Source organism: Candidatus Cloacimonadota bacterium, from assembly GCA_034661015.1.
Taxonomy (GTDB): Bacteria; Cloacimonadota; Cloacimonadia; order JGIOTU-2; family JGIOTU-2; genus JAYEKN01.
Genome location: JAYEKN010000212.1, coordinates 1 through 11,301 on the forward strand (window position 1 = coordinate 1; position 11,301 = coordinate 11,301).

Annotated in this window: 10 protein-coding genes; 9 read left to right on the top strand and 1 reads right to left on the bottom strand. The window is 35.9% G+C overall.

All coding sequences use genetic code 11. From position 1 onward, the window contains the following. Window positions 1-213: 213 nt before the first annotated feature. From U9P79_08115 to U9P79_08130, 4 genes are read left to right on the top strand one after another with little or no spacing between them, the layout of a single operon-like run. Window positions 214-654: a type II 3-dehydroquinate dehydratase gene (locus U9P79_08115; protein MEA2104587.1), complete on the top strand. Its 441-nt coding sequence runs from the start codon at window positions 214-216 to the stop codon at window positions 652-654. A 12-nt stretch (window positions 655-666) separates the two neighbouring features. Then, a complete protein-coding gene (locus U9P79_08120) occupies window positions 667-1,293 on the top strand; it encodes an endonuclease III domain-containing protein (protein ID MEA2104588.1) in 627 nt (208 codons plus the stop codon). An 11-nt stretch (window positions 1,294-1,304) separates the two neighbouring features. Beyond that, a complete protein-coding gene (locus U9P79_08125; GenBank protein MEA2104589.1) occupies window positions 1,305-2,132 on the top strand; it encodes a pyruvate, water dikinase regulatory protein in 828 nt (275 codons plus the stop codon). A 32-nt stretch (window positions 2,133-2,164) separates the two neighbouring features. After that, window positions 2,165-3,367, top strand: coding sequence for a hypothetical protein (locus U9P79_08130; protein ID MEA2104590.1), 1,203 nt, complete (start codon window positions 2,165-2,167; stop codon window positions 3,365-3,367). Between the two features lie 16 nt (window positions 3,368-3,383). On the opposite strand, the gene ruvB is transcribed toward U9P79_08130, so the two are convergent. Further along, entirely contained in the window at window positions 3,384-4,415 is a 1,032-nt protein-coding gene (gene ruvB, locus U9P79_08135) for a Holliday junction branch migration DNA helicase RuvB (GenBank protein MEA2104591.1), read from the bottom strand. 461 nt (window positions 4,416-4,876) lie between these two features. On the opposite strand from ruvB, the gene ndk reads away from it, so the two are divergent. The 5 genes from ndk to U9P79_08160 form a co-directional block, all read left to right on the top strand. Further along, complete coding sequence (ndk, locus tag U9P79_08140) at window positions 4,877-5,281, top strand: nucleoside-diphosphate kinase (GenBank protein MEA2104592.1); 405 nt, start codon at window positions 4,877-4,879, stop codon at window positions 5,279-5,281. A gap of 22 nt (window positions 5,282-5,303) precedes the next feature. Beyond that, window positions 5,304-6,503, top strand: a complete 1,200-nt coding sequence (locus U9P79_08145) for an acetate kinase (protein ID MEA2104593.1) — start codon at window positions 5,304-5,306, stop codon at window positions 6,501-6,503. 8 nt (window positions 6,504-6,511) lie between these two features. After that, window positions 6,512-7,450, top strand: a complete 939-nt coding sequence (locus tag U9P79_08150; protein MEA2104594.1) for a D-alanine--D-alanine ligase — start codon at window positions 6,512-6,514, stop codon at window positions 7,448-7,450. Window positions 7,451-7,452: 2 nt separating this feature from the next. Beyond that, complete coding sequence (locus U9P79_08155) at window positions 7,453-9,528, top strand: adenylate/guanylate cyclase domain-containing protein (protein ID MEA2104595.1); 2,076 nt, start codon at window positions 7,453-7,455, stop codon at window positions 9,526-9,528. A 4-nt stretch (window positions 9,529-9,532) separates the two neighbouring features. Continuing rightward, window positions 9,533-11,301 (top strand): amino acid permease (locus U9P79_08160; protein ID MEA2104596.1); only part of this gene is annotated, 1,769 nt, incomplete at its 3' end.

Here is an 11,301-nt window from a genome sequence, read left to right on the forward strand (position 1 = left end):
GGAATCGTAGGCGGAAGCGAGGGAAGTAAAGCAAGGAGAATATTGATTTCAGAAGATGATTTGGACGAAATGGGATTTTGAGGGAAAATGGAGTGGTGAAATGAAAAAACTCATCCGCAAAAAATATCTTTCAAACCTTGACAGTAAGAATTCATATCCTTCAAAAAGAAAAAAGATAAATTGTAATATTAATTTCCATAATTGAGGTATAAAATGAAAAAAAATATTCTAATTGTGAATGGTCCGAATCTTAATTTTTTGGGCAGAAAAGAGATGAAACTTTATGGAGAGCAAACTCTTGCGGATTTAACCGCTCTTATTTACGACTGGCTCAGAGACAGAGGTTGGGCAGGAAAATTTTTCCAGAACAATTCCGAAGGAGCGATTATTGATTTCATTCAAACGAATTCAGAATGGGCTGATGGTATGATAATCAATCCGGCTGCTTATTCTCACACAAGCATAGCAATTTATGACTGTATTAAATCAGTGAGTTTTCCCGCAGTGGAAGTCCACCTTTCAAATATATATCACAGGGAAGAATTCAGAAGAAATTCTCTTACCGGACTCGCCTGTCAAAAAGTGATTGCCGGTCTTGGGGTTCAGGGTTATATTGAGGCGTTGGAAAATCTCGCTCAGATTTTGAGCTATTAGTAAATAATTTTAATGCAAGTAGAAGATCTGTTCGATCTGCTATTAATAAAATTTGGGCATCAGAATTGGTGGCCTGGGGAAACTCTGCCGGAAATTATTGTTGGGGCGATACTTACCCAAAATACAAACTGGAAAAATGTGGAAAAATCTATTGATAATTTGCGAAAACATGATCTTATAGATTTCTCGGCAATTTTGAAAACAGGAACTGATGAATTGGCTCAACTTATTTATTCATCGGGATATTATAACCAAAAAGCAGAGCGTCTGAAAAAAGTGGCGGAATATTTTGTTAATAGTAACGATTTGGGTAATTTGGAAACAACAAAATTCCGCGAACAGCTTCTCTCTATAAATGGAATTGGTCCGGAAACTGCAGATTCAATTTTGCTCTATGCTTTTGAGAGACCCGTTTTTGTAATTGACGCTTATACCAAAAGAATCGGACAAAGGTTAGGATTTTGGAACGAGAAAATTTCCTACGAAGAGGCTCAAAAATATTTTCAGGATCGGTTAATATCCGACGAAAAAATATTCAATGAATTCCATGCTTTATTAGTAAAATTGGGGAAAGATTTTTGCCGTAAAAAACCTTTATGTTCAAAATGTTATATCAAAAATGAATGTAACAAATTATAGAAGAGGTGAAAATGTTTGACGAAATAAACACTCACAAAAAACGCCATATCTTTATCGTATCAGATGCAACAGGCTCTACCGCAGAAACGGTTGTAAAAGCGGGTTTAAGCCAGTTCAAACAAACCTCGGTCACCCTTCACAATATTCGTTATATACGCACAAAAGAGGATATTCACAAAATCGTTTCGGAAGTTATGAGTGTGGATGGAATAATAGTCTATACTCTCGTGTCCGAGGAACTTCGTGAAGATATTAACAAGACGGGCAAAGCGGCTGCTGTTCCTACAATAGATGTTTTGGGTCCCTTGCTAACCAGACTTACTGATTATCTTGAAATTTCCCCCATGGCTGTTCCCGGATTATTTCGCCATTTGGATAAAGATTATTATGCTAGAATCGAATGTATTGATTTTGCAGTGAAGCATGATGACGGTAAAAAAGTTGAAAATCTTGCAAAAGCAGAAATTGTGCTGGTAGGGCCGAGCAGAACTTCAAAAACCCCAATAAGTATCTATCTTGCCTATCGTAATTACCGCGTGGCAAATGTTCCCATAATCCTTGGATTCGATCCCCCCTTAGAATTGCAAGAAATCAATAAAAATAGAATAATCGGACTTTTTGTTTCTCCCTCCAGATTAAAAAAAATTCGTGAAATTCGAGCAAGTCGTTATCTTCATACCGAATTAACGGACTATGTGGATTTGGGTAAAATAAGAAGTGAAATGAACTTTAGTATGAAATATTATGTGAAACATCGGTGGGATATGGTGGATGTTACTTCCAAATCCATTGAAGAAGCAGCCACTGAAATCATGAGGATAATAGGTAAGAAAAATTGACAACAAATTACAAGTTTAAATTTCATAGCTCTATGAAAATAAAAATCCCCCCCCAATATATAACAGTAATTTTCATAGTAATCGTTAGTTTGATTGCCGGATGTAGCTCGCAATTCGAGGAAGATCAGCAAACTACACAAATAGAATATGCAACCACTTGTGCAAATAATCTCCAAGAAACAATCATCACTTTCGTAGAATTTGTTGAAAATAATATAAATGATCTGGAAGATGTTTCGGCTAAAAATTTTATTGACCTCCAAGACAAATTTCCCTTTGCGGAAACATGCATTCTTTTTAGCAAATCGGGTGATATTCCAAAATATTTTCCGGATAATCTTGATGTAACAAATTTTACAAATATCTTGGCAAAAAATAAAATCTCAAAAAAATTTTCCAATTATTCATCTCCAACTCTTATGACGTTATCTCCGAGTGAAGACCTCTATTTATTGTTACCTATTGTTGATGATATGAACCTTTCCGAGCATCTTCTTTTTGTAAAAGTTAATAATGATGAATTGTTTGGAAATCTGGCAAAACAATATTTCCCTTTACCGTATCAAATGATCATCACGCTCCGAGACCATGAAGTTCTCTTTCATTCCGATCCGGAGTGGAAAGGTTCCGAATTTTCCGATCTTCCCGACGGCACACATATTCCTGCTTTTGACGACCTCTTTAAAATGATGGTTCAAAATAGCAGTGGTTATCAAACCGAATTATATAGTTACAAGGGGAAATCCGTTAGTACTCTTTTTTGCTGGGAATACTTGGAATTGTATGGTGAAAGAATTTGGGTAGTACTCACGAGAAATATTAATAAAATTAGAAAAAATGAAAATAAAGGGGTTTTTCTGCTTGCTTCTCTAAGAAGTATTGCTGTAAAAGATACACTTCTTAATGCTGTTTTAGAGAATAATATCGAAAACCAGCAGATTATTTTTGAAGATATATTTTACCAAAACCCCGAAATATATTCACTTCAATTTGCAGATTCACTCGGCACAATCATCAGTGGTTTTCCAAAAGGGAATAGTATAATCGGCTATAATTACCATTTGAAAAAAAATCTGATTCTCGATAACTCAATCAAAAATTGCCTTCAAGAATCTAAGATGCAAGCGGATACCTACAATCTTTTTGAAACGGGTGAAGCCAATCTGATCTGTTTGCCTGTGGAATTAAAAGGTGATATTTTGGGAGTGCTTATTTGCACTCAGAAGGAAAAATAACCACTGATTAAATCTGCTATTTATCAAACAAATTTTCTTGGGAAGAATTTTTCTTCCCAATTTTTTTTCCAAAATGTTCGTAAGCGAGATGAGTTACTTCTCTGCCTTTGGGAGTACGTTTTATAAATCCTTTCTGAAGGAGATACGGTTCATAAACTTCTTCGATAGTTCCCGGATCTTCACCAATTGCCATTGAAATGGTTTTTAGCCCAACCGGTCCACCTTCATAAAAATCAATTATGGTGGTAATCAACTTTTTGTCCATCTCGTCCAGACCCATTTCATCCACTTCCAACATTTCCAAGGCAAGTAAAGCAATTTTTTGTGTGATGTTTCCATCACCCTTAATCTGAGCATAATCACGCACACGACGTAAAAGTCGGTTTGCAATTCGAGGAGTTCCACGTGAACGACAAGCAAGTTCCATTGCCCCGTCTTCTTCAATCTTTACACCTAAAATATGAGCAGAGCGTTTCACTATCTGAAATATTTCATCGTGTGAATAATAATCAAGATGCAAAACCAGACCGAATCGGCTTCGGAGCGGAGCGGTAATAAGTCCGGCACGCGTGGTAGCACCAACCATTGTAAAAGGATCGAGGCTGAGATTCAAAGATCGTGCACTGGGTCCCTGATCTATGATAATCTCCAGTTTGAAATCTTCGATCGCCGGATACAAATATTCCTCCACAACATGATTGAGTCTGTGAATTTCATCAATAAAAAACACATCTTGATTATTCAAATTTGTTAGAATTCCTGCGAGATCTCCGGGTTTGTCAATTGCAGGTCCGGAACTCGTCTTGAGTTCGACTCCCAATTCGTTGGCAATAATATATGAAAGCGTAGTTTTTCCAAGTCCCGGAGGTCCGTAGAAAAGCACATGATCAATCGCTTCATTTCGCATTTTGGCTGCTTGTATAGTGATCGAAAGAATCTCTTTCAATTTATGTTGCCCGATAAAATCTGCCAATTTTTTTGGTCGTAAAGTAATATCAAAATTGGATTCATCGTTCATTACTTCCGGATCTGTTATTCTATCTGTCATTCAAAACTCCTTACCTAATAAGTTGTGTTTTAAGGCTCTTTTTCATACACTATGGGTAAAAACTTAACAAGAATCCGACGATGCACAAATTTTGTTATCAAAAATAGAACAAAGGAGCACCCTCGATGCCAGATTCATTGGGTAAGGAATTATTATAAGAGATGTTTAGTGTCAAGGGTTTTATTGCGGAGCGGACATTTAGCGGTTGCAACATAAAGATTATTGGATTTATCGCCCTCACCGGTTTCTCGTATTGTCCGGAAAACAAAATTTAGAGCAAAAGGTGGGAAATTCTAACTCACTAAATTTGATGAAGAATCACAAAACAGATAAAAATTATGGATTTTTAGGACTTAAGTTGCGTAAAAATTTTTTTTATTATCAGAATTCTTGACGAAAATTGAAATGCTGCTGAGTTGATAATAATCAATTTTGTTATTAAAATAAGGATGTGAATTATCATGAGTAAGGAAAAAACATTATGTTTGATCAAACCGGATGCAGTTAAGAAGCATGTGATTGGCGAGATTATCTCAATATTGGAAGAAAGCAATTTTGAAATTTTAAAAATGAAAATGCTAAGGATGGATAAGGAAATAGCAAGTAAATTTTATGCAGTTCATAAAGAAAAACATTTTTATAATGATTTGATTGCATTCATGACAAGCGGTAATATCGTTGCGTTAGTCCTTGAAAGAGTAAATGCAATTAAACTTTTACACAAACTATGCGGTAATACCGATTCAACAAAAGCAGCTGAAAATACGATTAGACATAAATTCGGGACAGATTATCGGGTGAATGCTGTTCACTCTTCAGATTGCCCCGATAGTGCAAACTATGAAATAAATACAATTTTTAAATAAAAAATACTGTAGGAGAAATAAAATGAAAATACTTGTTCTTAATTGTGGAAGTTCATCAATCAAATATCAATTCATTAAAACAAGCACGAAAAATGTTATGGCAAAAGGCTTGATAGAAAGGATTGGCGAAGAAATCTCATATCTTACTTATAAAACAAAAGACTATAAGAAAAAAGGAGTGCAACTCTTAGCAAAAAATCACACGCAGGCAATCGAACTTATTTTCAAAGAATTGAGGCATAAAGAACACGGTGTAATTAAAAATAGGGATGATATCGATGCTATCGGTCATAGGTTAGTTCACGGTGGTGAAGAATTTTCAGGTTCAGTAAAAATTAATGATAACGTGCTTCAAACAATGTATGATTGCGTGGAATTGGCACCTTTGCATAATCCCCACAATATTAAAGGAGTGGAAGCGTGCAAAGATATTTTACCGGGGATACCTCAATGTGGAGTCTTTGATACAGCCTTTCACACAACTCTTCCCCCAAAGGCATTTCTTTATGGAATCCCTCTGGAATATTATAGTAAACACAAAATCAGACGCTACGGATTTCATGGAACATCTCACCTGTATGTGGCTCAAAAAGCAGCAGAATATTTGAAAGGAGACTTTTCCAAAATGAAATTCATTACTTGCCATCTTGGGAATGGTGCTTCTATCACCGCGATTCGGAATGGTCAATCCATGGATACTTCTATGGGTTTCACTCCTCTTGAAGGATTACTCATGGGAACTCGCTGTGGAGATATAGATCCCGCAATTCCACTTTTTTTGCAGGATAAATTTAATATAAGTTCAAAAGAAGTGAATCATATTTTGAATAAGAAAAGCGGTATTCTCGGTCTATCCGAACTGAGTAATGACATGCGAGTTATTGAGGATGAATTTGCCGAGGGCAACGAAAAAGCAATTCTGGCTCTATCTGTTTACGCTTATAGGATCAAAAAATATATCGGTTCATATTTTGCTGTCTTAAATGGTGTTGACGCCGTGATTTTTACAGGTGGAGTTGGTGAGAAGATGCCGATATTACGAGAAATGGTGCTTAAGGATATGGAAGCAATCGGCATCGAAATAGATCATGAAAAAAATGATATAAAATCTGATGAGATATTAGATTTTACCGGAGAAGAATCCAAAGTTAAACTGCTCAAAATTCCCACGAATGAAGAACTTATGATCGCGCTTGAAACAGAAAAAATATTGAGAAAATAGCCAACACAATGGATAAAATCGTTTTATTAAAAGGCGGAATATCTGAAGAAAGAGAAGTCTCTCTTCATACTTGTTCCGCCGTTGAAAATGCTTTCAAAAGACTCGGTAAAAATTTTGAGATTGTTGATCCGTATAATTTTCTGGAAAATGGGAAAGTTAATTATAACTCCCTGATAAAGAAACTCCAAAAAATTGCTCCGACTATTGTTTTTAACGGTTTGCATGGCGGGGATGGAGAAAACGGAAATATACAGGGAATTCTAACGGCTCATAACATTTCTTTTACAGGTTCTGGAAAAAAAGCCTGTTCAATTGCAATGGATAAAATTCAAAGTAAACTTCTTGCAAAAAATTTAGGTATTCCGGTTCCCGATTTTTTGAAGTATGAAAAAGGTGATAAAATATCTGAAGATAAAATTATCAATTCTCTCGGATTACCGATTGTGATAAAACCAAATTCATCCGGTTCTTCGGTGGGAATTTCCATTGTAACAAATCGGGAAGAAATATTCCCCGCAATTGAGAAAGCAGCTGAGTTTGATGCGTGTGTTCTAATAGAAAAATTTATTCCTAATCGGGAAATCACTGTGGCAATTCTGGGACAATCTGCTTTGCCTGTGGTGGAGATAATTGCGGATAACGGCTGGTACGATTATATTCACAAATACACCAAAGGAAAAACCGTTTATGAATCACCTGCAAATATTGATGCTGAGCAATCTCTAACAGTACAAAAATATGCGGAAATGATGTTCAAGAAAATGGATTGTGCAGATTACGCCAGAGTGGATTTCCGATTTGACGGAAAGAAGTTTTATTTTTTGGAGTTGAACACTTTACCGGGTATGACGAATCTGAGTCTTGTTCCGATGGCAGCAAAAGCGATTAATGTAGGTTTTGACGATTTGATTAGAAAAATTAGTGAAAAAGATTTTAAAATGGAGTGAATATGAAAAAATTTAAATTTATCCTATTTTTTAGTTTGATTATTTTTGCAATAACAATTATTTTATCCTTTACTTCGATTTATAAAAATATTGAACTAAAATGGATTGATACAAATTTTACCATGCGTGGCGAAAAACCGATTTCCGATGATGTGGTTATCGTTGCAATTGGTGATCAAGACTTTCAGGAACTCGGGCAATGGCCATTCCCAAGAAGCTATTATGCAAAATTGATAGAAAATTTGAACAAAGCCGGTGCAAAAATAATCGCCTTTGATATTGAATTCACAGAACCCACCGTTCCCGAACAGGACGATGTTTTTGCAGAGGCAGCTGCAAAATATGATAATATCATACTTGCGGGAAAACTCGTTATGCAAACGAATGAAAATGCCAAAAATATGCGAATTTTAAAACCCCTCAAGGTATTCACAAAGCGAAATATTGACTGGGGATTAGTAGGAATTTCACAGGATGATGATAGTTTTGTTCGTCAATCTACTCTTTTTTCAAAATTTGATAATAAGGTTTATTATTCACTCGGAGTGAAGGTTCTGCAAAAATTATTAGCACTGAAATACAACGATCAACCCAATATGACGAATTCTTTCGATAAATTCGGAATCGGTCATTTTCTTTTCTCGAAATATAAAAGCAATACGGCATTCATCAATTATTACGGTCCGGCAAATACATTTCCGTATTATAGCATGGATTCAGTCGTTGACGATTCTTCGTTTACCGTAAATTCAGAAAAAGATTTGGGTGGAGAGCAGATAAATTCTTTTGATTATTATCTCAACGATCAGACATTTAAAGATAAAATTGTTCTTGTGGGTTTGATTGCCGAAGAATTACATGATATATTTCCTACTCCTTTTTACAATTTTGAAAGGGAGAAAAAGCTCACTCCCGGTGTAGAAATCCATGCAAATTTTTTGGAAATGATCCTTCATAAAAACTCAATTAATCAATTCAGTGTCCTTTATTTTCTTATTATTTTGCTAATTTTATCCTTTGCCGTTAATTCAATTTATACCTTTTTTAAGCCGGGAATTAATGCGGGGCTGTCTATCCTCTTGATCATTGCATACGGCTATTTGGTTTATTATTTGTTCGCTCAAAAAAATTTAATATTGAATATTACGGAAATTCCTTCCATGATAATCCTTGCATTTCTCGGGAATCTCGTTCGTCAATATTATTTGGAGCAGAAGCAGAAAAAATTCATAAAACAGGCTTTTACTCATTATTTAAGTCCGCAAGTTATAGATAAAATATTGAAAGATCCTTCCCAATTAAAATTGGGTGGAGAAAGAAAAGAATTGACCATATTTTTTTCAGATGTTCAGGGCTTTACTGGAATTTCCGAGCATCTAAATCCTCGCAAATTGACAAATTTATTGAACGATTATCTTTCGGATATGACAGACATAATTTTGGAAGAGGAAGGAACTTTGGATAAATATGAAGGTGATGCAATTATTGCCTTCTGGAATGCCCCTTTGGATTTATTTGATCATCCCATCAGATGTTGCTCGGCTGCTCTACGTTGCAGCAGAAAATTAGAAGAACGTCAGGCTGAATTTGAAAAAATATCCGGCTCCGTTTTCAAAGCAAGAATTGGCATTCATACCGGCGAGGTGGTCGTTGGTAATATGGGTTCAAAAAAACGATTTGATTATACAATGCTCGGGGATGCAGTGAATCTCGCCTCACGACTTGAAGGTGCCAATAAAGCATTTGGAACCTATTTCATGGTTTCGGAAGTTACATGGGAGAGGGTATCAAATAATTTCATCGGCAGAGAAATCGGCAAGATCTCGGTTGTTGGCAGAAAAGCTCCGATTACGGTTTTTGAGCCTTTGGGATTTGCCGATGAGACACTTGACGAAATATATTTATACTATAATGAAGGAATCGAATATTGCAAGCAAAAAAACTGGAAGAAAGCTCTGCAGAGTTTTAAAAAATGCAAAGATGATCCGGTTGCTGCCGTTTATAGAAAAAAATGTGAAGAATTGCTCGGGGCTGTTAATACGGACTGGGATGGGGTTTGGAATTTGACGAGTAAATGATTTTATGAAATTAAAAAAAAGTATTTCTTTACCCACTGCCTTTAGTATTGCTGCGGGTGCAATGATAAGTTCCGGTTTGTTCGTTTTACCCGGAATTGTATATGCCCAAACCGGTCCCTCGATCATTCTTGCTTACCTCGTTGCCGGTTTATTAATGCTTCCCACAATGTTTGTGCAATCCGAACTCGCTACAGCAATGCCGAAAGCCGGCGGCGCTTATGTTTATATTATGCGAATTTTGGGACCACAAACAGGTATGATCGCAGGATTTGCAAACTGGTTTTCAATTGCAATGAAAAGTGCCTTTGCACTTGTAGGTATCGGAACTTTTCTGACATTGATTATCCCTGAAACCTCAGAATTTCAGATAAGATTAATCGCTGCCGGGGCTGCTGTTTTTTTCACGGTGATAAATCTTCTGAGCACAAAACATTCCGGTAAACTTCAAACCATACTGGTATTCTTGCTCCTTTCAATTCTTGCCATATTCATCATCAGAGGATATCCCGAAGTAAACTTTTCCTTTTATAAAAACTTTTTCTCAAACGGTAGAGATGCTTTTTTTGCAGCAGTCGGGATGGTATTTATTTCATTCGGGGGATTAACAAAAATTGCCAGTATGTCAGAAGAAATTAAGAATTCGGGTAAAAATTTGCCCAGAGCAATGTTTTTAGCATTTTTCGTAATGATGCTATTTTATCTTCTCGTTATTTCGATAGTAGTTGGAATTTTGCCACACAATGATTTGATTGGTAATTTAACCCCTGTTACAACTGCTGCCAAATCCTTTGCCGGAAACATTGGAGTTTTATTTACCGCCTTTGCAGCTTTTTTGGCTTATGTGACTACCGCAAATGCCGGAATAATGGCTGCTTCTCGTACTCCTCTCGCAATGGGAAGAGACGGTTTGATTCCGGAAACTTTTACCAAACTTTCCAAAAAACACAAAACTCCCTATGTAGCGATTCTTATTACCGGTGTTTTTATTGTTGTTGCGATATTAGGTTTACGCATTACAGCTCTGGTCAAAGTAGCATCCTCTTTAATGCTATTTCTTTTCATACTGGATAATTTATCTTTACTAATTATTAGGAATATTCATTTACGAAATTACAAGCCGACTTTCAAAGCCCCACTTTTTCCGTATGTCCAAATAATCGCAATTATTTTCTATATGCTCCTCATAAACGAGATGGGCCATAAGATAATGTTTATGACCTTATTCTTTATCCTTTTAAGTCTGGGCTCTTACTTCTTTTACGCTCGTAAAAAAGATTTTTCACAATCTGCTTTGATCATACTGGCGAAAAATATTCTCAATAAGCAAATTTCAACTGATGAAGCTCATAAAAATATTGAGGAAGAATTATTTGAATTATTACAAAACAGAGAAGATATTATAGAAGATTTTTTTGATAAAACCGTAAAATCCGGAATAGCTTTCGATTTCAAAGAAAAAATAGAGAAACAAGAATTTTTGGAAAAGGTATCTGATGGACTGGCAAACAGGTTGGACTTAAGTTCCGATAAAATCCTTAAGGAACTAATTAAAAGAGAAAAGAGTTCATCAACAAATATTACTTCCGGGTTAGCCATCCCGCATATTATCATTCCCGGAAAAGGTTTGTTTGAGATTGCTCTGGCTCGACTTCAACAAGGTATCCGGTGGGAAAAAAATAATAAACCCGTAAGAGCTGTTTTTCTTTTAATCGGAACATTAGATATGCGAGAACATCACTTGAAAGCTTTGATGGCTGTAGCTCAACTGATTCA

Bases quoted from the DNA above. Each gene is read 5' to 3' on its own strand.
- U9P79_08115 (MEA2104587.1), top strand. From the start codon at position 214: ATGAAAAAAAATATTCTAATTGTGAATGGTCCGAATCTTAATTTTTTG.
- U9P79_08120 (MEA2104588.1), top strand. From the start codon at position 667: ATGCAAGTAGAAGATCTGTTCGATCTGCTATTAATAAAATTTGGGCAT.
- U9P79_08125 (MEA2104589.1), top strand. From the start codon at position 1,305: ATGTTTGACGAAATAAACACTCACAAAAAACGCCATATCTTTATCGTA.
- U9P79_08130 (MEA2104590.1), top strand. From the start codon at position 2,165: ATGAAAATAAAAATCCCCCCCCAATATATAACAGTAATTTTCATAGTA.
- ruvB (MEA2104591.1), bottom strand. From the start codon at position 4,415: ATGACAGATAGAATAACAGATCCGGAAGTAATGAACGATGAATCCAAT.
- ndk (MEA2104592.1), top strand. From the start codon at position 4,877: ATGAGTAAGGAAAAAACATTATGTTTGATCAAACCGGATGCAGTTAAG.
- U9P79_08145 (MEA2104593.1), top strand. From the start codon at position 5,304: ATGAAAATACTTGTTCTTAATTGTGGAAGTTCATCAATCAAATATCAA.
- U9P79_08150 (MEA2104594.1), top strand. From the start codon at position 6,512: ATGGATAAAATCGTTTTATTAAAAGGCGGAATATCTGAAGAAAGAGAA.
- U9P79_08155 (MEA2104595.1), top strand. From the start codon at position 7,453: ATGAAAAAATTTAAATTTATCCTATTTTTTAGTTTGATTATTTTTGCA.